The 22188-nt window shown below is 71.6% G+C and carries 21 protein-coding genes, 5 tRNA genes and 1 riboswitch; of the genes, 13 read left to right on the top strand and 13 right to left on the bottom strand.

Annotation, left to right across the window (positions count from 1 at the left end):
• Positions 1-30: 30 nt before the first annotated feature.
• The 3 genes from lhgO (at position 31) to ACFT32_RS24135 (ending at position 3614) form a co-directional block, all read left to right on the top strand.
• Entirely contained in the window at positions 31-1233 is a 1203-nt protein-coding gene (gene lhgO, locus ACFT32_RS24145; protein ID WP_382492657.1) for an L-2-hydroxyglutarate oxidase, read from the top strand.
• 95 nt (positions 1234-1328) lie between these two features.
• On the top strand, positions 1329-2192 hold the full coding sequence (gene trmB / locus ACFT32_RS24140) for a tRNA (guanosine(46)-N7)-methyltransferase TrmB (RefSeq protein WP_382492655.1): 864 nt from the start codon (positions 1329-1331) through the stop codon (positions 2190-2192).
• 57 nt (positions 2193-2249) lie between these two features.
• Entirely contained in the window at positions 2250-3614 is a 1365-nt protein-coding gene (locus ACFT32_RS24135) for a PrsW family intramembrane metalloprotease (protein WP_382492652.1), read from the top strand.
• A 315-nt stretch (positions 3615-3929) separates the two neighbouring features.
• Here ACFT32_RS24135 and ACFT32_RS24130 read toward each other — a convergent pair whose 3' ends face one another.
• The 4 genes from ACFT32_RS24130 to ACFT32_RS24115 all read right to left on the bottom strand — a co-directional run bounded on the left by ACFT32_RS24130 (position 3930) and on the right by ACFT32_RS24115 (position 7775).
• On the bottom strand, positions 3930-4874 hold the full coding sequence (locus tag ACFT32_RS24130; protein WP_382492650.1) for an aldo/keto reductase: 945 nt from the start codon (positions 4872-4874) through the stop codon (positions 3930-3932).
• A 148-nt stretch (positions 4875-5022) separates the two neighbouring features.
• Positions 5023-6057 (bottom strand): M23 family metallopeptidase, encoded by a 1035-nt coding sequence (locus tag ACFT32_RS24125; RefSeq protein WP_382492647.1) that lies wholly within the window; start codon positions 6055-6057, stop codon positions 5023-5025.
• Between the two features lie 11 nt (positions 6058-6068).
• Positions 6069-6225: riboswitch (cyclic di-AMP (ydaO/yuaA leader) on the bottom strand.
• 294 nt (positions 6226-6519) lie between these two features.
• A tRNA-Met gene (locus ACFT32_RS24120) sits at positions 6520-6593 on the bottom strand.
• A 54-nt stretch (positions 6594-6647) separates the two neighbouring features.
• Positions 6648-7775 (bottom strand): dihydrofolate reductase family protein, encoded by a 1128-nt coding sequence (locus ACFT32_RS24115; RefSeq protein ID WP_382492644.1) that lies wholly within the window; start codon positions 7773-7775, stop codon positions 6648-6650.
• Positions 7776-7867: 92 nt separating this feature from the next.
• Here ACFT32_RS24115 and ACFT32_RS24110 point away from each other — a divergent pair, with 92 nt between their 5' ends.
• The 3 genes from ACFT32_RS24110 to ACFT32_RS24100 all read left to right on the top strand — a co-directional run bounded on the left by ACFT32_RS24110 (position 7868) and on the right by ACFT32_RS24100 (position 9832).
• Positions 7868-8383 (top strand): MarR family winged helix-turn-helix transcriptional regulator, encoded by a 516-nt coding sequence (locus ACFT32_RS24110; RefSeq protein WP_382492642.1) that lies wholly within the window; start codon positions 7868-7870, stop codon positions 8381-8383.
• A 189-nt stretch (positions 8384-8572) separates the two neighbouring features.
• Entirely contained in the window at positions 8573-9214 is a 642-nt protein-coding gene (ribA, locus tag ACFT32_RS24105; RefSeq protein ID WP_382492640.1) for a GTP cyclohydrolase II, read from the top strand.
• Between the two features lie 117 nt (positions 9215-9331).
• A complete protein-coding gene (locus ACFT32_RS24100; protein WP_382492638.1) occupies positions 9332-9832 on the top strand; it encodes a MarR family winged helix-turn-helix transcriptional regulator in 501 nt (166 codons plus the stop codon).
• A gap of 1 nt (position 9833) precedes the next feature.
• On the opposite strand, the gene ACFT32_RS24095 is transcribed toward ACFT32_RS24100, so the two are convergent.
• The 5 genes from ACFT32_RS24095 to ACFT32_RS24075 all read right to left on the bottom strand — a co-directional run bounded on the left by ACFT32_RS24095 (position 9834) and on the right by ACFT32_RS24075 (position 13971).
• Positions 9834-10895, bottom strand: coding sequence for a SpoIIE family protein phosphatase (locus ACFT32_RS24095; RefSeq protein WP_382492636.1), 1062 nt, complete (start codon positions 10893-10895; stop codon positions 9834-9836).
• A complete protein-coding gene (locus tag ACFT32_RS24090; protein ID WP_382492635.1) occupies positions 10895-11338 on the bottom strand; it encodes an anti-sigma regulatory factor in 444 nt (147 codons plus the stop codon). Before ACFT32_RS24090 ends, ACFT32_RS24095 begins: the two co-directional genes overlap by 1 nt.
• Positions 11338-11736, bottom strand: a complete 399-nt coding sequence (locus tag ACFT32_RS24085; RefSeq protein ID WP_184594863.1) for an STAS domain-containing protein — start codon at positions 11734-11736, stop codon at positions 11338-11340. The genes ACFT32_RS24090 and ACFT32_RS24085 overlap by 1 nt, the downstream gene beginning before the upstream one ends.
• Positions 11737-11753: 17 nt before the next feature.
• Positions 11754-12671: an STAS domain-containing protein gene (locus tag ACFT32_RS24080; RefSeq protein WP_382492633.1), complete on the bottom strand. Its 918-nt coding sequence runs from the start codon at positions 12669-12671 to the stop codon at positions 11754-11756.
• A gap of 139 nt (positions 12672-12810) precedes the next feature.
• Positions 12811-13971, bottom strand: coding sequence for a PP2C family protein-serine/threonine phosphatase (locus ACFT32_RS24075; protein ID WP_382492779.1), 1161 nt, complete (start codon positions 13969-13971; stop codon positions 12811-12813).
• A 184-nt stretch (positions 13972-14155) separates the two neighbouring features.
• Between ACFT32_RS24075 and ACFT32_RS24070 the strand changes: the two genes are divergently transcribed.
• From ACFT32_RS24070 to ACFT32_RS24060, 3 genes are all read left to right on the top strand, one after another.
• Entirely contained in the window at positions 14156-14599 is a 444-nt protein-coding gene (locus tag ACFT32_RS24070; RefSeq protein ID WP_382492630.1) for a MarR family transcriptional regulator, read from the top strand.
• Positions 14600-14804: 205 nt separating this feature from the next.
• Positions 14805-15665, top strand: a complete 861-nt coding sequence (locus tag ACFT32_RS24065; RefSeq protein WP_382492627.1) for an RNA polymerase sigma factor SigF — start codon at positions 14805-14807, stop codon at positions 15663-15665.
• Between the two features lie 196 nt (positions 15666-15861).
• Positions 15862-16245, top strand: coding sequence for a peptidoglycan-binding protein (locus tag ACFT32_RS24060; protein ID WP_382492625.1), 384 nt, complete (start codon positions 15862-15864; stop codon positions 16243-16245).
• Between the two features lie 91 nt (positions 16246-16336).
• Here the strand turns inward: ACFT32_RS24060 and ACFT32_RS24055 are convergent.
• The 4 genes from ACFT32_RS24055 to ACFT32_RS24040 all read right to left on the bottom strand — a co-directional run bounded on the left by ACFT32_RS24055 (position 16337) and on the right by ACFT32_RS24040 (position 20009).
• A tRNA-Lys gene (locus ACFT32_RS24055) sits at positions 16337-16409 on the bottom strand.
• 153 nt (positions 16410-16562) lie between these two features.
• Positions 16563-18704, bottom strand: coding sequence for a DEAD/DEAH box helicase (locus ACFT32_RS24050; RefSeq protein WP_382492622.1), 2142 nt, complete (start codon positions 18702-18704; stop codon positions 16563-16565).
• A gap of 333 nt (positions 18705-19037) precedes the next feature.
• The gene (locus ACFT32_RS24045) at positions 19038-19571 is read right to left on the bottom strand and encodes a hypothetical protein (RefSeq protein WP_382492620.1); all 534 of its coding nucleotides are present in this window, start codon (positions 19569-19571) and stop codon (positions 19038-19040) included.
• An 87-nt stretch (positions 19572-19658) separates the two neighbouring features.
• Entirely contained in the window at positions 19659-20009 is a 351-nt protein-coding gene (locus tag ACFT32_RS24040; RefSeq protein ID WP_382492617.1) for a metallopeptidase family protein, read from the bottom strand.
• Positions 20010-20092: 83 nt separating this feature from the next.
• Here ACFT32_RS24040 and ACFT32_RS24035 point away from each other — a divergent pair, with 83 nt between their 5' ends.
• The 4 genes from ACFT32_RS24035 (at position 20093) to ACFT32_RS24020 (ending at position 22030) form a co-directional block, all read left to right on the top strand.
• Positions 20093-21667 (top strand): metallophosphoesterase, encoded by a 1575-nt coding sequence (locus tag ACFT32_RS24035; protein ID WP_382492616.1) that lies wholly within the window; start codon positions 20093-20095, stop codon positions 21665-21667.
• A gap of 80 nt (positions 21668-21747) precedes the next feature.
• A tRNA-Glu gene (locus ACFT32_RS24030) sits at positions 21748-21820 on the top strand.
• 37 nt (positions 21821-21857) lie between these two features.
• Positions 21858-21932: transfer RNA gene (locus ACFT32_RS24025), tRNA-Asp, on the top strand.
• A gap of 24 nt (positions 21933-21956) precedes the next feature.
• Positions 21957-22030: transfer RNA gene (locus ACFT32_RS24020), tRNA-Phe, on the top strand.
• Positions 22031-22188: the final 158 nt, after the last annotated feature.

Genomic DNA, 22188 nt, shown 5'->3' with positions numbered 1-22188 from the left:
TGGCGCAGTGCACTATCGAGGTGGGAGGTGGTGCGCGTGCGGTTCGCCTACGACTGTGACGTGCTGGTGATCGGCGGCGGGATCGTCGGTCTGTCGACGGCGTACGCGATCACACGCGCCGCACCGGGCACACGTGTCACGGTGCTGGAGAAGGAACCGGGCCCCGCCCGGCACCAGACCGGCCGCAACAGCGGCGTCATCCACAGCGGTGTCTACTACCGCCCCGGCTCCCTCAAGGCGCGCTACGCGGTGCGGGGCGCCGCCGAGATGGTCAAGTTCTGCGCCGAGTACGGCATCCCGCACTCCGTCACCGGCAAGCTGATCGTCGCGACCGACCGCGCCGAGCTGCCCCGTCTGCACGCGCTCGTGCAGCGCGGCCGGGAGAACGGGATCCCGGTGCGGGAGCTGTGCGCGTCCCAGATCACGGAGTACGAGCCGGAGGTGCGGGGCCTCGCCGCCATACACGTCGGCACGACCGGCATCTGCGACTTCGTCGCGGTCGCCCGCCAGCTGGCCCACGGCTCGGGCGCGGAGATCCGCTACGGCACGCGGGTCGTGCGCGTCGACCGCCGCCCCGAGCTGGGCGTCGCCGCGCTCACCTCGGCCGGGGACGTGGTGCGCGGCCGGGTCCTGGTGAACTGCGCGGGCCTGTACAGCGACGAGATCGCCCGGCTGACCGGGGACGACCCGGACGTGCAGATCGTGCCGTTCCGGGGCGAGTACTACGAACTCGCCCGGCCGGAGCTCGTCAGGGGCCTGGTCTACCCCGTCCCCGACCCGGCGTTCCCGTTCCTCGGGGTGCATCTCACCCGCGGCATCGACGGCGGTGTCCATGTCGGGCCCAACGCGGTGCCGGCCCTGGCCCGCGAAGGGTACGGATGGGGCACGGTCCGCTGGCGCGAGCTGGGGTCGACCCTGGCCTGGCCGGGATCCTGGCGGATCGCGCGCCGGCACTGGCGGTACGGGGCGGGTGAGCTGCGGCGGTCGCTGTCCAAGGCGGCGTTCACGGACGCGGTGGGCAGGCTGCTGCCCGGGGTGTCCGAGGAGGACCTGGTGCCGACGGCGGCAGGGGTACGGGCCCAGGCCGTGCTGCGTGACGGCACGCTGGTGGACGACTTCCTGATCCGCGAGGGCGCGCGCACGGTGCATGTGCTGAACGCGCCGTCTCCTGCGGCTACGGCGTCCTTGCCGATCGGGCGGGAGGTGGCGCGGAGGGCGTTGAGCGGGCTGTGAGCCGGGCATGAGGGGCCCGCGGCCCGGCGGAGCGGGCTGCCGCGGGCTCGCCCCGCCGCAGCCCCTTACCCGACGGCCGTAAAATCGGCCTCACTGTGTCTGACTCCGTGAATACCCCCGAAAGCACCCAGCCGCCCAACACCCCCGGCGGCGAGCACCCCGACCACGCGCCCGGTGTGTCCATCCGGCATACGCGGGCCAAGGGTGAGCCGCGCTTTCCCGACGGGCCGAAGGCCGATCCCGCCGGGTCGCACTTCGAGCGGCGGATCCGGAGTTTTCAGCCGCGGCGGAGCCGGGTGACCGCGGGGCAGGCGGACGCGCTGCAGCGGTTGTGGCCCAAGTGGGGACTGGACATCGACGGGCACCGAGGGCTCGACCTCGCCGACCTGTTCGGCAACGACAACCCCGTCGTCCTGGAGATCGGCTTCGGCATGGGCGAGGCGACCGCCCTGATGGCCGCCGCCGACCCCCGCACCAACATCCTCGCCGTCGACGTCCACACCCCCGGCCAGGGCAATCTGCTCAATCTCGCCGACCGGGACGGCATGTCCAACATCCGGGTGGCGAACGGCGACGCGATCATCCTGCTCCGCGAGATGCTCGCCCCGGACTCCCTCGACGGCCTCCGCGTCTACTTCCCCGACCCCTGGCCCAAGAAGCGGCACCACAAGCGCAGGCTCATCCAGCCCGACTTCCTGAGCCTCGCCGCGACCCGCCTCAAGCCCGGCGGGACCGTGCACTGCGCCACTGACTGGGAACCGTACGCCGAGCAGATGCTCGAGGTCCTCACCGCACACCCCGACTTCGAGAACACGCAGGCGGACGGCGGTTTCGCGCCCCGTCCCGACTTCCGTCCGCTGACCCGTTTCGAGGGCCAGGGACTGGACAAAGGACATGTCGTGAACGACCTCCTCTTCCGTCGCGTACAGCACGTGGACCAGCCCCCCGCCGGCGCCTGACCGCCCCCGGCCTCTTCCGCCTGCGGACAGCGCCCATCCGTCGTTAGGGTCAATGCCGTGGCCACCTGCCCCCCACAGCCGTCGTACCCCAGCGGTCCCGCCGACGGCGTGCCCCTCACCGGCACATCCACCGCCGGTCTGCGGCACGCCCACTGGTGGCAGCGCGCCTGGGTGCGCTACGGCGCGCTGTCCATGCTCCTCGTGATCTCCGGCCTCGTCATCCTGGCCCTGGTCCGCGAGGAGACCGGCACGGAGGGATTCCTGGTCGGGCTCGGGCTGGCCGTCCTCCCGGTGCCCCTGCTCATAGCCGCGTTCCGCTGGCTGGACCGGGTCGAACCGGGCCCCTGGCGGAACCTGCTGTTCTCCTTCGCCTGGGGCGCCTGCGCGGCGGCGCTGATAGCGATCGTCGCCAACAGCTTCGCGACCCAGTGGATAGCGACGGCGACCGCGGATCCGACGAGCGCGGACACGCTCGGCGCGACCGTCATCGCGCCGGTGGTCGAGGAGTCGGCCAAGGCGGCGGCCGTTTTACTGGTCTTCCTCTTCCGGCGGCGTGACTTCACCGGCATCGTCGACGGAGTCGTCATAGCCGGCGTCACGGCGACCGGCTTCGCGTTCACGGAGAACATCCTCTATCTGGGCATGGCCTTCGGTACCGACCAGCTCGCCGGGCACACGGGCATCGCCTCCGTCACGGCGGCGACCTTCTTCGTGCGGATCGTCATGTCGCCGTTCGCGCACCCGCTCTTCACGGTCCTCACGGGCATCGGCTTCGGCATCTCCGCGCTCGCGGCGGACCGCCAGCACATCCGCCGCGTCGCCTTCCCGCTCTCCGGGCTGCTGCTCGCGATGGGCATGCACGCGATGTGGAACGGCTCGTCGGCGTTCGGCGAGTACGGGTTCTTCGCCGTGTACGCGGCGTTCATGGTGCCCATCTTCGGGCTGCTGACGTGGCTGGTGATCTGGACCCGGCAGCGGGAGCTGAGGACCGTGCGGGCGGAGCTGCCCGCGTACGCCGTCGCCGGCTGGCTGACTCCGGCCGAGCCGTACGCGCTCGGCTCGATGCGGGCCCGGCGGATCGCCCGCCAGTACGCCCGCGACCACGCGGGGAAGACCGCGGCGCGGGCGGTGGCGCAGTACGAGGCCTACGCGACGTCTCTGGCGTTCCTGCGGCACCGGGGCCGCCGCGGCCGCGCCGGTGCCGACTTCGTCGTACGGGAACGGGAGCTGCTGGAGGAACTGTGGCGGCGCCGGGATGCGGCCCGCCCCGCGCTGGACCACGCGGCGCGGATCACGGCCCCTCCCGTACCCGTGGCGGCCCCGCCCTGGCCGGTGTACGGGGCGTACGGGTACGGCCACCCGACGACGCACTACTCCGCCCCGACGACGCCGTACCCCGCGTACAACCCGTACCGGTCGTAGCCGAGGCGCCGGCCAGCCGCCGCAGGCGACGATGCCGGGCGTCCGCTGGTCCGGCGCCGGGCGCCGCGGCCGTGGCGCCCGCTCTGACCCGTTGCGGCGGCGCGGGCCGACGGCGGTCGGCCGCAGCCCCGGGCAACGAGGCCGGTCGTCTGCCGGCCCCGTGCCGGGGCGCGGCCGCCGGCTACGAGCCCGGGCGTCCACCGGTTCCCGGCCGGTCACGGCGGCGCATGCCTGGGTACTGTTCCCCCGTGGAACGGAGAGCGAGCGTTTTCACCGAGCAGGCCGAAGCCCCGCCTCACCGGCCGCAGCTGCCGCTCAGGCCGAAGCCTCCGTGAGCCGGCCCACCTCCGCCTCCGTCAGGGTGAGTTCCCCGACCCCGAGCAGCGCCGGCAGCTGTTCCACCGTCCGTGCGGACGCGATCGGCGCGGCCACCGTCGGCCGGGCCGCGAGCCAGGCCAGGGCGACCGTGGCGACGGGGGCGTCGTGGGCCGTGGCTATCTCGTCGAGGGCGTCGAGGACCCGGCGGCCCCGCTCGGTCTCCAGGTGCTTGGCGGCGCCGCCGGCCCGCGCGCTGTCGACGGTCGTACCGGACCGGTACTTGCCGGTGAGGAAGCCGGACGCGAGCGCGTAGTACGGGACGGCCGCGAGGCCGGAGCGCTCGGCGAGGTCCTGGATCTCGCCCTCGTAGGTGTCGCGGGAGACCAGGTTGTAGTGGGGCTGGAGCGCCACATAGCGGGCGAGGCCCTCACGGTCGGAGAACTCCAGGGAGGCCCGCAGCCGCTCCGCCGAGATGTTGGAGGCGGCGATGTGCCGCACCTTCCCGGCCTTCACCAGCTCGTCGAGCGCCCCGATGATCTCCTCCACCGGCACGTCGGGCCGGTCGAAGTGGGTGTAGTAGAGGTCGATGTAGTCGGTGCGCAGGCGGCGCAGCGAGGCGTCCGCGGCGGCCTTGATGTTGGCGGCGGACAGGCCCTGGAACTCGGGGTGCTGGCTGACCTTCGTGGCGACGACGACATCGGCGCGGTTGCCGCGCGCCTGAAGCCACTTGCCGAGGACCGTCTCGGACTCGCCGCCCTGGTTGCCGTCGACCCACGCCGAGTAGACGTCGGCGGTGTCGACGAAGTTGCCGCCGGCGGCGGTGTAGGCGTCGAGGACGGCGAAGGACTGTGCCTCGTCGGCGGTCCAGCCGAAGACGTTGCCGCCGAGGGCGAGCGGGAAGATTTCGAGGTCGGAGGAGCCGAGCTTGCGAAGGGAAGTCATGCCTCTCGTCAACGGCCGTGCCAGAGCGGCTCATTCCAGGTCAGACGCAAAGGTCCTGTGAACAGCCGCCGGACATGCCGGAAACCGGCAGCCCTGACGTCGGGGGGTCGTCGTCAGGGCTGCCGGTGCTTCGACTGGCTTGTGGCGCTTACGGGTTAAGGCCCTTGCCCCGCAGCCACGCCATCGGGTCGATTCCGCCGCTGGAACCACCGGAGTGAACTTCGAGGTGCAGATGGGCACCGGTGACGTTGCCGGTGGCGCCGACGCGGCCGATGACATCGCCCGTGCTGACCTTCTGGCCGACGCTGACGCCGATGGAGGACTGGTGCGCGTACCAGATCTCCGTGCCGTCATCGAGGGTGAGGACCGTCTTGTAGCCGTACGAGCCGTTCCAGCCCGCCTCGGTGATGGTGCCGCTGTGCACCGCCTTGATCGGCGTGCCCGTGGGGGCGGCGAAGTCGAGGCCCGTGTGGTAGCCGGAGGACCAGTAGGCGCCGGCCTGACCGAAGGTCGAGGTGAGGGTGTACGAGGAGGTCGGCAGCGTGAACTGCTTGGCGAGGGCGGCGAGCCGCTCCGCCTCGGCCTTCTTCTTGGCCTCCTCCTCCGCCTTCCGCTTGGCCTCGGCGGCCTTGGCCTTGGCTTCCTCCTGCGCCTTGGCGACGGCTTCGGCGGCCGCCTTCTCGGCGGCGTCGGCGGCGTCCTGCGCGGCCTTGGTGTCGATCTGGTCCTGCTGGTACTCGACCTGGGCCATGATCCGGGCGCGCAGCGCCTCGCCGGCGCCGGAGGAGTTCTCCTCGGTGTCGGCTGTGGTCGTCGCGCCGAGGCCGCTGAGCGGAGTCGCGGAGCCCGCGGGGGTGTCGTCGTCCGAGATGAGGGAACCCACCGAGGGCAGGTCCGACACGGAGATGGACACCGGTGGCTTGCCGGTCTGGGCGCTGGCCATGCCGCCCGCGCCCACGGCGGCTATGACGCCGACGCCCAGGACGGTGGAGCTGCGGGCGAGCCCTCCGCCGCGCTGCTTGGTGACGCGATGCCGGCCACGGACGGGACGGATGGATTCCTCGGTGGGGTTCCACTCCTGGAACGGGCCCTCGTCGGTGCGCTGACCGCCGTAGCCGAAAGTCTCGGTGTCGCGCTGGTTCCGCGCGAACGGGGCCGCGGGGGCAGGCCGGTTGGACGCCACGTGGGCGTACTCCTTTCCTTCCTTCTCGCCTACCGGGTTAGCTGACGGGTTCGGAGCAGGAAGGTCTCCTACGCGCGTAAACAGACCGTGCTTCCACGGCGGTTTACGCCCGATTCACCCCAAGTGGTGGTTCCCCGGTTCCCTTTCGGGATTCGGCGCGTGCGCACGGAGCCGCCTTCTGTGACGGCTGGGACGACCGCGCTGCGTTATCGAACGTTAATAGACCCGGGGAGTGGATTCCAGCGGTTCCACTTGATCATTAACCTTTTTCGTGCGGACTTACCTGCCATGACCGGCTTAAATCGGGCGAGTTGCCCGCTCCGCAAGTGACTGCTGGGTATTGACGGTGTGTCAGTTGTTCTGCGGAGCGATGCGCTTCGCTCACGGGCAGTAACCGGGGTGTGGAGAACCGGAAAACACCGAGGGCCGGAATCCTTTTGGATTCCGGCCCTCGGCCTTCAGTAGCGGGGACAGGATTTGAACCTGCGACCTCTGGGTTATGAGCCCAGCGAGCTACCGAGCTGCTCCACCCCGCGTCGTTGTGATTCCAGTGTACGCCATCCGCGGGACCACTCGTGACCACCCGCCCGCTACAGCAGATGGCGGTTCGGGGCCTTGGCCCGGTGCTCGTGCTCCGGGAGGACGACGACCTCCGCCCCGCCGGCCGCCAGGACTCCGCTGCCGTCGGCGCCCTGGACGAAGGTGTCCGGCTCGCGCCAGGCCGTGACCACCCGGCGTACGCCCGCGTCGAGGAGCAGCCGGGCGCAGGGTGCGGGGCGGGAGGCGCGGCGGGCGCAGGGCTCCAGGCTGCTGTAGACCGTGGCGGTGGCGAGGCGCGGGTCGGACGGGCCGAGCTTCGCCAGGGCCGCCTCCTCGGCGTGCGCGACGGGGTCGCCGCCCTCGCGGGAGTGGCCGCGGGCCAGTTCCGTGCCGTCGGCCGCGACGACCACCGCGCCCACGCTGAACGCCGTGTCCGACGGCGGGCAGAGGTCCGCCAGTTCGCAGGCGAGGGCCAGCCAGTGGTGGTCGGCGGCGGTGGGGAGGGCGCCGGTGCCCGGGGCGGTGGGTTCGTAGCGCATGAGGACCACGTCCTCGATGCGCCGTGTCTCCAGCAGCCGGAGCCGGCCGCCCTGGTAGCCGCCGGGCCCGAAGAGGCGGGGTGCCTGCGGATCGCCCACGAAGAGCGGGGCGAGGACCAGCTGGAGTTCGTCGGCGAGGCCCTGGGTGAGGAGCTGGGTGTGGATCAGGCCGCCGCCCTCGACCATGAGCCGCCGTACGCCCCGTACGTCGTGCAGGTGGGTGAGGAGCCGCCGCCAGTCGAGGTCGGCGCCGAGGGGGGCCACGTCGGTGGCGAGGCCGAGGGCCCGGGCACGCTCGGCGCCCTGGTCGGTCGTGTAGAGGACCTTCTCGCCGCCGGTGTGCCAGAAACGGGCCTCCGGGTCGAGGTCGCCGGAGCCGCTGACGGTGACCTTGAGGGGGTATTCCGGCCGGCCGGCGGCGATGCGGGCGGCCCGCCGCTCGTCCGAGTTGACCAGCAGGCGCGGATTGTCGGCACGGATGGTGCCGGCGCCGACCAGGATCGCGTCGACGGACGCCCGGACCTCGTCGACCCGGTCGAAGTCGGCCGGGCCGGACAGCAGCAGGCGTTCGGGCCCGGTGTCGTCCAGATAGCCGTCGAGGGAGACGGCGGCGGACAGCAGGACGTACGGGTGAGGCATCGACGCTCCCCGGTCGGGTGGGACGGCGGACCGGCGGGACTCGGGGCCTGCCGGGTCTTGGTTCAAGTTTGAAACAAACCTACACTGGCGGCATGACGACTCGCTGGCTCACCCCCGAGGAGCAACGCGCCTGGCGCGCGTACATCGCCTCCTCGCTGCTCCTGGAGGACGCGATCGACCGGCAGCTCCAGCAGGACGCCGGCATGCCGCACCTGTACTACTCCATCCTGTCCGTTCTGTCGGAGTCCCCCGAACAGCGCCTGCGCATGACCGATCTCGCCGAGCGGCTGAAGATCACGCGCAGCCGGCTGACGTACGCGGTGACGCGGCTGGAGAAGGACGGCATGCTGCGGCGCGAGGCCTGCCGGTACGACAAGCGGGGCAGCATCGCCGCGCTGACCGAGGCGGGGTTCGCCGTACTGGAGCGCGCGGCGCCCGGGCATGTCGAGACCGTGCGGAGCTACGTCTTCGACCGGCTCAGCGAGGAGCAGGTGGCGCAGCTGGAGGAGATCTCCGCGGCGATCGCGCAGGGGCTCCAGGAGGACGGGACCCGGCCGACGTCGGACGACGTGCCGTGGCGGCGGAGGTCCTCCACGGGCTGTTCGTGAGGCGGCCCGCAGCGACGCCGTGAGGCACTCAGTGGGCATTCAGCGGGGCATTCAGTGAGGCACGTCACAAGGGGCTGAACCTCGTTGCTTCAAATTTAAAGCAAGGGTAGTGTTCCGGACCGTGGATCTGCTTCAAATCTGAAGCAGACGGCTGTGCAGCCGAACAGGAACGGAACCCGGAGGCCCCGCATGCCCGACACCCCCGACGTCATCGCCACCCAGCGCTCCCGCGTCCGGGTACCGCTGCGCTTCCATGACGGCTACGAGGTCGACGCCGAACTCGTCACCTTCCACGGACTGGCCGACAACCAGGAACACGTGGCCGTCGTCCTGGGGGAGCCGGGCCCGGTCCCGCTGGTGCGACTGCACTCCGAGTGCCTGACCGGGGACGTGTTCGGCTCGGCCCGCTGCGACTGCGGTCCGCAGCTGCGCGAGGCGGTCGAGCGGATAGCCGACCGCGGCGGCGTGCTCCTCTACCTCCGCCAGGAGGGCCGGGGCATCGGCCTCTACAACAAGCTCGACGCGTACGCCCTCCAGGACGAGGGCCTCGACACGTACGAGGCGAACGCCGCCCTGGGGCTGCCTGAGGACGCCCGGGACTACACGGCGGCGGCCCAGATGCTGAAGGCCCTGGGCATCAAGGAGCTGGACCTGCTCTCCAACAACCCCGACAAGGCGGACCAGTTGCGCACCCTGGGTATCGAGGTGCGCGACCGTGTCCCCACGGGCGTCTTCACCACCGCGCACAACGTCCGCTATCTGCGCGCCAAGGTCCTCCAGACCCAGCACACGCTGCCGCTGGCCGCGCTGACGGAGCTCAGCGCGGGCTGAACGGGGCACGGCCCGGCCGGGTGCTGAACGGGGCTGCTTGCCCCTCGGCTCATCGGGTACAGCCTTTGAAAGAGGGCGATCTCCGCAGTACCCGGAGCTTATGGAAAGTGACGTTTCGTGACCGATCTCGGCGCCCCCGGCGACCCCCGGGCGAGGGGACCGGGCGACGGACCGGAAACCGTCGCGTCGCAGATCGCCGATGCCGTGGACAGTCTGACGGCCCTGTGGTCGGTCGCCGCCCAGGAGGCGTCCCTGCGCCTGTCCCCACACCAGCTGCGGGCGCTGCGCACCGTGGAGGCGGGGCCCGGCCTGAACGTCACGGCCCTGGCGGACGAACTCGACATCGGCCTCCCCACGGCCAGTCGGCTCTGCGACCGGCTCGCGGCGGCCGGCCTGCTGGAACGGGCCCCACACCCGGGCACCCGCCGCGAGGTACAGCTGTGGCTCACCCCGCACGGCCGGCATGTCCTGAGCGACGTCGCAGACCGCCGGGCCGAGGCCCTGGCCACGGCGCTGGCGGCGATGGAACCGGCGGAACGGGTGGCTCTGAGCCGGGGATTGCGGGGATTTCTGGCAGCACGGGACGCGGCCGTGCCGCACCCTGACGGAACCGAGTGAGTCAAGCCCCCGAGCCGTGCCGGCCCCCGCCACCGGCGCCCAGTACGGCCACACACGTGTCGTCCCGCACCGGCAGGGCCGCGCTCCCGGCGTCCCGCAGCACCGCGACGGCCACCACCGCCGGGTCGCAGGAGAGGAGCACTCCGTCGTCGGGCGGCGTCCAGCGGCTGGGCAGCCCGTCGCTGTGCAGGACGAGCAGGCTGTCCTCCTGCCATGGAACGCGCTGCACGGGCACGGACGCCGGGGCCTGCGCGCCCACGATGCCGGGGTGGGACAGCAGCGGCTTCCAGGTGCCGTCGGTGCGCATACGGCCGCCGATGTTGCCGATCCCGGCGAAGCTCAACTGCCCCGACGGAAGGTCGAGTTGAGCCACGGCGACGGCCGCGCCCCGGGTGGGCCGCAGCGTCCTGCCCAGGCGCCGCAGGATCTCGGCGGGCGGCAGGTCGGCCACCCCGCGCAGTTCGGCCACGGCGGCGCCGGACGCCTCGGCGGCCTTGGGCCCGTGGCCGAGCCCGTCGGCGAGCAGCAGGGTCACGCGGTCGCGGCCGTACACCCGGCTCCACGCGTCACCGGAGTACTCGGCCCGGCCGAGGGGCACGTTGACGCCGCCCACGCGCGGGCCCGGAATGGGCCGCGACCCCCTGACGGCCCGCTCGTGGCCGATGCGGGCCACGGCCACGGTGCCCCGCCCGGGTGCGCTGTGCAGGTCGAAGTCGTTCGCTATGCGCCGGCACGTGCCGAGGCCGGCGCCCAGGGAGGACGCGGTGGTGTAGCCGTCGCGCATCGCCGCCGCGATGTCCGGGATGCCCGGGCCGTGGTCGAGCGAGACGATCTGCACGGACGTCTCCGGGGTGCCGTCGCGGCCGCGCTCGACGAGGTTGATGAGGACGCGCCCGCCGTCCGCGTGCCGCAGCAGATTGGTCGCCAGCTCCGTCGCCACGAGCGCGGCGGTCGCGGTGCGGGGCGCGGGCAGCCCGGCGCGTGCGCTGGCCTCCTCGGCGGCAACCCGGACGTCCCGCACCCGGGTCGAGTCGTCCACCGGCACGTCCCACACCCTGCTCATCAGGCCCCCGGCCGGGACGGCGGTACGGCGGTGGCCCAGGCGGTGACGGTGACGGTGGTGCCCTCGCCGGGCCGGCTCTCCACCTCGAACTCGTGCACCAGCCGCTTGGCCCCGCTCATGCCCAGACCGAGCCCGCCGCCGCTGGTGTAGCCGTCGGTCATCGCCTGGTCCAGGTCGCGGATGCCGGGCCCGTTGTCGACGAAGGCCAGCCGCAGTCCGCTCGACGGCCCGAGGCCCAGCGGGGTGATCTCCACATGGCCGCCCCCACCGTGGACGAGGGTGTTGCGGGCCAGTTCGCTGGCCGCCGTGACGAGCTTGGTCTGCTGCACCAGCCCGAAGCCGAGCTCGGCGGCGGCCTGCCTGACCTGCTGCCGCACCCAGGCCAGATCGGCGTCCGAGCCGATCGGCAGGCTCGTCGGCGCGGCATGGCGGGAGGCCTGCATCAGGGACTCCCCTCACTGTGACGCTCACCGGCGGCGAGCAGCTCCATCGCGCGTTCGACATCCAGGGCCGTACGCAGTCCCGGCAGGGTGAGCCCCAGTTCGACCAGGGTGATCGCCACCGCCGGGCGCATCCCGGCCAGCACCGTACGGGCGGCCAGCAGTCCGGCTCCGGCGGCGATCTCGGCGAGGACCCGCCCCAGGAAAGAGTCGACCATGTCGACGCCGGAGATGTCGATGACCACTCCGGTCACTCGCGTGTGCGCGATCCGGGCCGTGATGTCCTGCTGGAGCTGCTCGGCCATCCCGTCGTGCAGCTCTCCCTGGAGGGTGACCAGCAGGGTGTCGCCCAGCTGGAGGACCGGCACCGTGAAGGCGTGTCCCCCCGCGGGTCCGGGCAGCCCCGGCCCGAACCCGGTCACCGCACGCCCGCGTCGGCCGCCGGGCCGGCCGAGCGGAGCGGCGCGATCTCGACGCCCTGCCGGCTGAGCGCGTAGGCCAGCGCGTCCTCCAGGCTCGCGCGCGTGAGCACCGTGCCGAGGTCGATGCCCAGGTGGACGATGGTCTGCGCGATCGCGGGCCGGATCCCGGAGACGATGCACTCGGCGCCCATCAGCCGGGCCGCCGCCACCGTCTTCATCAGGTGCTGGGCGACCAGCGAGTCGACCGTGGGCACACCGGTGATGTCGAGGATGGCGAACCGGGCGCGCTCGGCGACGATCGCGTCCAGCAGGCTCTCCATGACCACCTGGCTGCGCGCGCTGTCCAGCGTGCCGATCAGCGGCACGGCGACGGTGCTCTCCCAGAGTTTGATCACCGGGGTGGCCGCTTCGAGCAGCTGCTCGCGCTGCCGTGCGATGAGTTCCTCGCCCGCGCTGACCAAGGTCTCCATCACGACCATGCGCAGCGTGCCCATGAGCACCGTCAGGGCCAGCACGCTCTCCTGGGCCTCTGGGGCGTACGGGTCCGGGAACTCGGCGCGCAGCAGTTCGGTCACCGGTGCGCGCAGGGCGGCCACCTCTTCGGCGACCCCGTCCGGGTCGATCCCCGTACGGGCACGGGATGCCGCCATCCGGCCCAACTGGTCGCGCACCGGCTCGAATCCGGGCGCCCGGATGTCCTCCGTACGGCCGGAAGCCGCCACCGCCGCCAGCGCGGCGGCCACGGACCTGCCCGCCTCCACGGCCTCGTCCCGTGAGACGGTGAAGACCGTGCGGAACAGCGCGGCGTCCGCCCATCGTTGGGCGACCTGCTCCCGGCGCTGCTCGAGGAAGGCGCTCACCTGGTAATGGGCCGGCTCCTGTTCCGCGTTCCGTTCCGATTCCGACACTTGCATCGCTCCCTTGCACGGACCGGACCGAGGCCGCGCTACAGCGCCTCAGCCATTACTTGCCGTATGACAAACATTAGTGCCGGCGCGGGGCAACACCAAACAACTGCCCCTCGCCGCCCCTGGCCTGCGCCTTCCCCGTCCCTCATCGCCCACGCCAGTCCAGGCACACCACCAGGGCGTCGTCGTCCGCGACCGGCCTGCCGCGATGGCCGCTCAGTTCGCGCAGGACGGCCCGGGGCACATCGGCGGCCGGGAGCAGCCGGGTCGACTGGATCGCCCGGGCCAGAGCGGTGTCGCCGTACGCCTCTCCGCCCGGGGAGGCGACGTCGTACACCCCGTCACTGACGAAGACGAGCCGGTCGCCGGGCTCGGCCCGGAACTCCTGGGCCACATAGTCGGTCTCCTCGAACATGCCGAGCGGCAGCTGGGCGTCGAAGTCCACCCGCTCCACCACGCCCCGGCGCATCCGCAGCAGTTGCGGAGACCCGGCGTCCACCGCCCGGACCCGCCCGGTGGCCAGATCGAAGTCGAGCATGAGCACGGACAGATAGCAGCGGCCCCGGTAGTGCGCGTACACCGCCTGGTCGGCCAGCGCGGCCTGGTCGGCGAGGGGGAGACCGGCCCGGCGCGCGTTGCGCAGGGCGTTGATCGCCAGGTTCGTCAGCAGGGAGGCCTCGATGCCCTCGCCCATGCCGTTGGTGACGTAGAGACTGAGCCGGTCGGCCGTGGCGGACCAGTCGAAGTTGTCGCCGAAGATCGCGTACGCCGGTTCCAGCTGGGCGCCGAGCTCGTACTCGGGGCGGGCGCAGGAGCGGCCCGGCAGCAGCTGCCACTGCATCTCGGCGGCCAGGGTGAGACGGTCCCTGCGGCGTGCCTGGAGGTACAGGTCGGTGTCCCGCTCGGCGACGACGACCTCGTGTCCCAGCACCTGGGCGATCTCCGCCAGTTCGCCGAGGCAGCCGTCGGCGTGCTCGCCGCCCGGCAGGACCACGGTCAGTACGCCGAGCCGGTCGCCGCGCACGGTGACGGGCAGATGCGCTCGGACGCGCTCACCCAAAAGGGCCTCCACCCAGGGCTCCTGAGCCCCGAAGGCCCGGCCCGCCGGGCTGTTGTGCACCGACACCGGCTGGAGGGTGTGCGGCAGCACGGACACCGGCTGGAGCACCGTCAGTCCGTAGTCGGCCAGGAAAAGCTCGACGGAGTCCGCCGCGTACTGATCGGTCAGTACGCGACGGACCGCGTCCAGCAGTTGATGGGGTGCCGCCGTGCGCAAGGCGCGCTCGGCGGCCACGAATCTGTTCACGATCGTCGTCACGATGGTCGACACACCAATCCTTGGTTCGAATGCGCGGTGGGCGGTTGTGACCCTTGCCCGGGCCACCCCCGGCTCCCCGCGCGCCTAGTACGCTGACGGCCACCCCGGTGCCTGCGAGAGTGTGACTGTGACTTCCCTCCGACCCCGCCCTGAGCCAGCAGAGGTCGCACGTGTGACCTCCACGGCCGCGGAGTTGCTGGAAGTCCTCTGGGGCCGGGCCTCGACGGCACCCGCCTCCGCCTCCCAGCTGCGCGTGCTGCTCATCCTCGAGCACCACGAGGGCATCAACCTGCGCACGCTCGCCGACTCCCTGGCCTCCACACCGCCCTCGACGAGCCGGCTCTGCGACCGGCTGCAGGCGACCGGGTTCGTCGAGCGTGTGGTGAGTCCGGTGGACCGGCGCGAGGTGCGTCTGCGCCTCAGCGGCCGGGGCCGTACGTTCCTCGCCGATCTGCGCGTACGACGGGAGCAGGCGCTGCGCGAGGTGCTCGACCGGATGCCCGCGGCCAAGCGGGTCGCGCTGCTGCAGGGTCTCGAGGCGTTCTGCGACGTGGCGGCGGCCCGGATACACGACGCCTCCGACGACTCCGGTTCGCCCGGCACCCGGACTGCCTGAACTCTTCCCCGCCACGAAGCCCCACCCTCCTGTCCCCTACCGCCGCAGACTTTTGTGGGTACCCCGACACCGCCCCGACCTGCACCGACTGTGGTCAACGTCTCGATGGGGCATATGCGGGGCATGAGCCGGGCGACTGCGGGTAGCGGCGCTGGAGGTGGCCTGTCGGGGGATGGAAGCGGGCCGGTACTACGAGGGAGGGCCCGTGACGGCGACGACGCGCATCGGCACGACGACGGATTCCGGCATCGAGACCAGTGAGGTGCTGCCCCTGATCGCCGAGCCGCAGAAGCTCGCCCCGCAGGACGCGCGCGGGCTGACCGGACAGTTCCTGGAGCGGCTCGCCGTACTGGAGGAGGGCACTCCCGAATACCAGTACGCGCGCAACACGCTCATCGAGATGAACATGTCGCTGGTGCGGTTCGCGGCCCGCCGGTTCCGCGGCAGCGGCCAGGCGATGGAGGACGTCGTCCAGGTCGGCATCATCGGGCTGATCAAGGCGATCGACCGCTTCGAGGTCTCCCGCGAGGTGCAGTTCACCAGCTTCGCGGTGCCCTACATCATCGGCGAGATCAAGCGGTTCTTCCGTGACACGTCCTGGGCCGTGCACGTGCCGCGCCGCCTGCAGGAGGCCCGTACCGAACTCGCCAAGGCCACCGAGGAACTGGCCTCCCGCCTCGGCCGCGCGCCCCGGGTCGCCGAGCTGGCGGCCCTGATGAACATCACCGAGGAGCAGGTCGTCGAGGCCCAGGTCGCGGCGAACGGCTACCTCTCCTCGTCCCTCGACGCGACGGTCGGCGGTGACGCGGACGAAAGCGACGCGACGCTCTCGGAGTTCATCGGCGAGGAGGACCCGGCCCTCGAACTGGTCGAGGACTTCCACGCCCTCGCTCCCCTGGTCGCCGAACTCGACGAACGCCAGCGCCTCATCCTCCACCTGCGTTTCGTGGAGGAACTCACCCAGGCCGAGATTGGCGCCCGCCTCGGCATCTCCCAGATGCACGTCTCCCGCCTCATCTCCCGGACGGTGGCACGACTGCGGGCGGGGATGCTGACGACGGGCTGAGCCGCCCCGGAATCGACCTGAGCCCCGGTCCAGATGCCGTCTGGACCGGGGCTCTTCGGTGGTTCTGCCCCGAACCCGCCGCATACGCCAACACCCACTCCTGGGCGGCCCCACGGAGCTGCCTGCGTCGAGATGCGACCTGGGAGGCACCAGCGCACGCTGGAGACACGTGCAGCGCCTTCGGAGGTGGTTGAGGATGCGACGAGCGCACGCCGTCACTGCGGCTGTTCTTCTTTCCGCAGGCCTTCTCGGAGGTCCTGCTGTCGCGGCGCCGCAGGTCATCCCGGAACGCACCGAACGCGTCGTAGCGCAGGGGCCGGACGACATATGCGACTACACGAATCGTCGGCCCAACCTCCAACAGGGCTCATCCGGGGCGGTTGTCCAGCAAGCCCAGTGCTATCTCAATGAGGCTGTAGGAGCCGAGCTGGACGTGGACGGAGACTTCGGCAGGCTGACGCGAAGCGCGGTGACCGCCTTCCAGCAATGCGCCGAAATCGTCGTCGACGGACGTATCGGAGCGCAGACCTGGTCCTTCCTTTCCTTCTGGGCCAATGACCCGGGCCGCCCCTTCTGCTGACACTCGGCGAGACGGGGGGGAGACGGGGGAGACGGTTGAAAACGAAGCAGCGCCCGACCCGGCCGAAGCCGGGTCGGGCGCTGCGCTGCGGTAGGCCCTGTGGGACTCGAACCCACAACCAATGGATTAAAAGTCCACTGCTCTGCCAATTGAGCTAAGGGCCCAGGCGATGTTGCCCCCACGAGCATAGCCGCAGGACGGCGAGTCTCCGATCAGGTATCGGAACGCGACGGCCACACACCACCGTACGGGACCGAAAGCAGAGCGCCGTGGTCCGCCCGTCGGGGCGGGGCCACGGCGCTCCACACTGCTATGCGTCAGCCGTTGCGCTTCCAGCGCGGCTTGTCCTCGCGGCGGCCGAAGGAGCCGCCGCCGCGGTGGTCGTCACGACGGCCGTTCGGGCGGTCGTGCCCGCCGGCGCGGTAGCCCGGACGGTCGTCCCGGCGGTCCCGGTTGAAGGGGCGGTCGCTGCCGCGGTGCCCACCGCGCTCGTCGCGGCGGAAGCCGCCACGGTCACGGTCCCGGTTGAAGCCGCCGCCGCGCTCGTCACGCCGCTCGAAGGAACGGCCGCCACGGTCACCACCGCGGTCACGGTCGAAGGAACGCCCGCCGCGGTCGTCACGCCGGAAGCCCCCGCGCTCGCCGCGGTCACCCCGGTCGTCGCGACGAAAACCGCCGCCGCGCTCGTCACGCCGCTCGAAGGAACGGCCACCACGGTCACCACCACGGTCGCCACCGCGGTCACGGTCACGGTCACGGTTGAAACCGCCGCCGCGCTCGTCACGCCGCTCGAAGGAACGGCCACCACGGTCACCACCGCGGTCACGGTCGAAGGAACGCCCGCCGCGGTCGCCACCACGGTCACGGTCGAAGGACCGCTCCCGGTCGGCGTACCGGTCACGCCCGTAGCCGCCGCCACGCTCCTCGCGCCGCTCGCGACGCTCGTAGGACGGGGAGGACTCGGCACGCTCCTCGCGCGCGACGTCCTGCGCGGTCGGCTGCTCCGGCACCGACACCTCGACGCCGGCCGGAACGTCCGCGGCCGGGCCGGACTCACCGGCGGCCACGGGCTCCTCGCCCCGCTCACGCGCGACCCGCGCGAGCAGCCGGTCGGACTCCTCACGCAGCTCGGTCGCACGCCGCTGCGCACGCTCCAGCTCCTTGGTGAGCTGGGCGACCTCACGCTCGGCCTGCTGCGCGGAGTTGCCCACGGACTCGGCCTGGACCTCGGTCATCGACCGGGCGCCGGTGATCTCGGCGACCTCCGGGTCGAAGGCCGCGCCGCCCTGGATGATGTGACGCCCGGCGTCGACGCCCGCGTCCTCCATCAGCCGGAAGATCTGACGCCGCTGGTGCGGCAGCGAGAGGGAGACGACGGTGCCCGTGCGGCCGGCACGCGCCGTACGGCCCGCGCGGTGCAGGTAGTCCTTGTGGTCCCCGGCCGGGTCCACGTTCAGCACCAAGTCGATGCCGTCGACGTGGATACCGCGGGCGGCGACGTCGGTCGCGACGAGCGCGTTGACGTAGCCCTTCTTGAAGTCCTCCAGCACGCGGGTGCGCGCGCCCTGCGTCATTCCGCCGTGCAGCGCGTCGGCCTTCACGCCGGAGTCGCAGAGCTGCTCGGCGATGCGGTCGGCGCCCAGCTGGGTGCGGACGAAGATGATCGTGCGGCCCTTACGGGAGGCGACCGCGGCGGTGACCGGCGCCTTGTCCTTGGGCTTCACGATGAGGATGTGGTGCGACATGGTCGTGACGTTGCCCTGGGCGCTGTCGACCTCGTGCGTGACCGGGTCGCTCAGGTAGCGCTTGACCAGCGTGGAGATCTCGTTCTCCATCGTGGCCGAGAACAGCATGCGCTGACCGCCCGCCGGGACCTGGTCGAGCAGCTCGGTGACCTCGGGCAGGAAGCCCAGGTCCGACATCTGGTCGGCCTCGTCGAGGACGGCGATCTGCACGTTCTCCAGGGAGCAGGCACCGCGGTTGATGATGTCCCGCAGTCGGCCGGGGGTGGCGACGAGGACGTCGACACCGCGCTCCAGGGCGTAGATCTGGTTGCCCATCGACGTACCGCCGCAGACGACCTTCATCTTCAGCCCCAGGACGTCGCCGTAGGGCTGGAGCGCGTCGGCGACCTGCATGGCGAGCTCACGCGTCGGCGTGAGGATGACGGCGCGCGGCTTGTGCTTCTCGGTGCGGCCGCCGGCGAGCGTCGCCAGGGTCGGCAGACCGAAGGAGAGGGTCTTGCCGGAGCCGGTGCGGCCACGGCCGAGGATGTCCTTGCCGGCCAGGGCGTCCGGAATGGTCGCGGCCTGGATGGGGAAGGGGGTGGTCACGCCGTTCTGTGCGAGCTTGCGCACGACGCCCTCGGGCAGGCCGAGGTCGGCGAAAGTCACTTCGGGGGTGTCGTCGGCTGCCTCGTTCTCGGGCACGACGACGTGATCAGTACTGGCGATGGACATGCGAATGCGAAACCTTCCGGAGTCTCCGTCGGCACGCGCCCGTCAACTCCGTGATTCGCGATTCGCAATACGACCGCCTCAATGCGGTCCACCACGGCAAGGGAGAGTACGCGCCACACGGCGCGCTCTGTAGTGGCGCCGGGCAAGAATGGGTTCAAACGATCTGCCACCATACGCACTCCGGGCCCCGCAAGGCAAACCGGACTCCGCGGGAGACAGACCGGGACGCCCTCCGTCGGCCACTGGCCCGGAGAACCTCCCGTCGGTTTCCAACCCACCACCCCCACACCCTGTTCCCGCCGAGCCCCCGCCGTGACACAGCTCACCGCAGGGCTACGCCGGTTCCCCCGCCTCCGGAGCCGGCTCCCGCTGCGCCAGCTGCGGACCCGGCGGCTCGTGCGCCGACGACGAAGGCTCCGGCGTCGGCTCCGGCGATGTCGTCGGCTCGGGCGGTGTCGGCGTGGGCTCCGGTTCGGCCGTCCGGGTGGGAGTGGGCGGCTCCGGCGGCTTCGGCATCGGCTTCCCCGGCTTCCCCGGCTTGCCGCCTGCCGGCGCCGACGCGCTCACCGCGGCGGACGGCGAGGCCTCGGGAGACGCCGACTCCCCGGGCCTGCCGCGCTCGCCCTTCCCGCCCTTCTTCCCCTTGCCGCGCCCGTGCTTGCCGTCGGCCGCCGCCGCACCGGCCCCGGCACCGCCGCCCGACACCGCCGACCCGCCGTCGGGCGCCTCCCCGCCGCGCTGCCCCGCGGAGTGCGACGGCTTGGCACTCCCGCCCGCGCCGTCGTCGCCGACGCTCATGCAGCCGGCGGCAGCGGCGACGGCCACGACCGTGGCGGCCAGGCGGACGGGTACGTACAAGGGGCGCACGGGGCCACCTCCGGGAAGGGTGATGGAGTCAACACCTTCAACTCCCGCCGCCCACAAGAGGACACGCGCCCCGCGTTCACATCACGCTCAGCCGTAGCCCAGGGCGTGAAGGCGCTCGTCGTCGATGCCGAAGTGGTGCGCGATCTCGTGCACCACGGTGACCTCCGTCTCCGCGACGACGTCCTCCCGCGACTCGCACATCCGCAGGGTCGGGTTCCGGTAGATCGTGATCCGGTCCGGCAGCACACCGGCGTACCACTCCCCCCGGTCGGTCAGCGGAGTCCCCTCGTACAGCCCGAGCAGCTCGGGATCGTCCGTCGGCGGTTCGTCCTCGACGAACACCGCGACGTTGTCCATCAGTCGGGTCAGCTCCGGCGGGATCCGGTCGAGCGCCTCGGCGACCAGTTCCTCGAACTCCTCGCGCGTCATCTCCAGCACAGGCCCATTGTCGGCCACGATCCCGCCGTACGAGAGCCATCCGGCGTCGCATATCCGGCCCGGGACTTGGGCATACGGGATCAATGGCCCGCGTCCCCGCCGCAGTCCTGAGTGTCCTGAACCCGATCCGCAAGCCCCCGCGCGCCCTGGCCCGCCGCTATCGCTCCCGCCAGGCGCCCACCACGATCGAGCTCGTGCGGCAGCCGCACCCGTGGGCCCGGGCGGCCGGACTCGTGACCGTCGTCCTCCTCGGCGCCTGGCTGGGGCTGCTGGTCGTGGGCAACGTCCGGGTCCCGGTCGGCCCCATGAACACCACCATGACCCTGCGCCCCTCCTTCACCGGCGGCACCAAGATCAACATCTCGCCGCTGGGCGCCCTGGCACTGGACAGCCACAACGCACCCGTCCGCCTGGACGTGAACGTCGACCAGCTCGACCCTGACCGCTCGCAGGCCCTGGTCGACCACCCCGAACGCCTCTCCGGCCTCCAGGACGAGGTCACCGAGGACGTCGGCCGCGGCACCCTCGACCTGGCCGTCCGCTCGAGCGTCGCCGTCGTCGCCGGCGCCACCGCCCTCGGCCTCGCGGTCTACCGCCGCCCGCGCCGCGCCCTGGCCGCCGGCGGCCTCGCCCTCACCCTCCTCGCCGCCTCGGGCGGCACGGCCTACGCCACCTGGCGCCCCGACTCGGTCCTGGAACCCAAGTTCTCCGGCCTGCTCACCTCGGCCCCCTCCCTGGTCGGCAACGCGCGCAGCATCGTCACCGAATTCGACGTCTACCAGAAGGAATTGGCCCGCCTGGTCACCAACGTGACCAAGCTCTACGACGCCACCTCGACACTCCCGGCCTACGCGCCCGACCCCTCCACCATCCGGGTCCTGCACGTCTCCGACATCCACCTCAACCCGGCGAGCTGGAAGATCATCGCCTCGCTCGTGGAGCAGTACAAGGTGGACGTGATCGTCGACTCGGGCGACACGATGGACCACGGCACAGCAGCCGAGAACGGCTTCCTGGACCCCATCGAGGACCTCGGGGCCCCCTATGTCTGGGTCCGCGGCAACCACGACTCGATGCTCACCCAGCGCTATATGGAGGACCTGAAGAACGTCCACGTCCTGGACAACGGCCGGGCGACGACGATCAAGGGCCTGCGTTTCGCGGGCATCGGCGATCCGCAGTACACGCCGGACCGCTCGAAGCAGATCGGCGCCGCCCAGTCCCAGGAGCTGGCGGGTGCCAGGCTGGCCACGGCCCTGCGCGACCAGCGCACGGCCGGCACCCCGGTGGATGTCGCCGTCGCCCACGAACCGGCGGCGGTCCGCGAGGTCGACGGCGAAGTCCCCTTGGCCCTGGCCGGCCACCTCCACCACGACGAGACGGAGGTCCTGAAGTACGGCACCCGGCTCCGCATCGAGGGCTCCACCGGCGGCAGCGGCCTGCGCGCCATCGAGGGCAGGCACCCGGACCCCATCGAGGCGTCGATCCTGTACTTCGACCGGGACTCCCGCCTCCTCCAGGCCTGGGACGAGATCGAGCTGGGCGGCCTCGGCCTCACGACGGCCGAGGTCAGCCGCCACCTGCCGGAGGAGAACCAGCCCGGTGCGCAACCATCGCCGAGTACCCCTACGGAGGGCACCCCGTCCGCCTCCCCCTAAACCGTTTTGGCGATAGGTCCCGCCATCCCATATGCTTCTCACGTCCCCGACGCGCTGAGAAGCGCGCAGGCGGGCCGATAGCCCTCATCGTCTAGCGGCCTAGGACGCCGCCCTTTCAAGGCGGTAGCACGGGTTCGAATCCCGTTGGGGGCACGCACCACCCTGTGCGACACTGTCGTACGACACGCTTGGTCCTGTGGAGCAGTTTGGAGTGCTCGCCACCCTGTCAAGGTGGAGGCCGCGGGTTCAAATCCCGTCAGGACCGCTGAGGTTTCACGTGAAACCTCGTGGCTGGGTAGCTCAGTTGGTACGAGCGTCCGCCTGAAAAGCGGAAGGTCGCCGGTTCGACCCCGGCCCCAGCCACCGCAGCCCTATCAGGGCATACGGCCTCACCGATGATCATCGGTGAGGCCGTTTTCGTGTCGGCTGTGCCAGCCCGCACCCCGGTCCGTGCGAGGAATTGCCGGATGATCTTGAAGGCTAGGATCGGGCACAACCCCTCACTCGACCCGAGGGGTTCA

It is taken from the genome of Streptomyces sp. NPDC057002 (genome assembly GCF_042673825.1).
GTDB lineage: Bacteria > Actinomycetota > Actinomycetes > Streptomycetales > Streptomycetaceae > Streptomyces.
The sequence above is the reverse complement of the archived record's forward strand: the minus strand, read 5'-3'. Positions and strand labels throughout refer to the sequence as shown.

Excerpts from the sequence above, each read along its gene's own strand:
- ACFT32_RS24130 (WP_382492650.1), bottom strand. The coding sequence starts at position 4,874 with ATGACTTCCCTTCGCAAGCTCGGCTCCTCCGACCTCGAAATCTTCCCG.
- ACFT32_RS24115 (WP_382492644.1), bottom strand. The coding sequence starts at position 7,775 with ATGCCTCACCCGTACGTCCTGCTGTCCGCCGCCGTCTCCCTCGACGGC.
- ACFT32_RS24110 (WP_382492642.1), top strand. The coding sequence starts at position 7,868 with ATGACGACTCGCTGGCTCACCCCCGAGGAGCAACGCGCCTGGCGCGCG.
- ribA (WP_382492640.1), top strand. The coding sequence starts at position 8,573 with ATGCCCGACACCCCCGACGTCATCGCCACCCAGCGCTCCCGCGTCCGG.
- ACFT32_RS24095 (WP_382492636.1), bottom strand. The coding sequence starts at position 10,895 with ATGAGCAGGGTGTGGGACGTGCCGGTGGACGACTCGACCCGGGTGCGG.
- ACFT32_RS24090 (WP_382492635.1), bottom strand. The coding sequence starts at position 11,338 with ATGCAGGCCTCCCGCCATGCCGCGCCGACGAGCCTGCCGATCGGCTCG.
- ACFT32_RS24080 (WP_382492633.1), bottom strand. The coding sequence starts at position 12,671 with ATGCAAGTGTCGGAATCGGAACGGAACGCGGAACAGGAGCCGGCCCAT.
- ACFT32_RS24060 (WP_382492625.1), top strand. The coding sequence starts at position 15,862 with ATGCGACGAGCGCACGCCGTCACTGCGGCTGTTCTTCTTTCCGCAGGC.
- ACFT32_RS24050 (WP_382492622.1), bottom strand. The coding sequence starts at position 18,704 with ATGTCCATCGCCAGTACTGATCACGTCGTCGTGCCCGAGAACGAGGCA.
- ACFT32_RS24035 (WP_382492616.1), top strand. The coding sequence starts at position 20,093 with ATGGCCCGCGTCCCCGCCGCAGTCCTGAGTGTCCTGAACCCGATCCGC.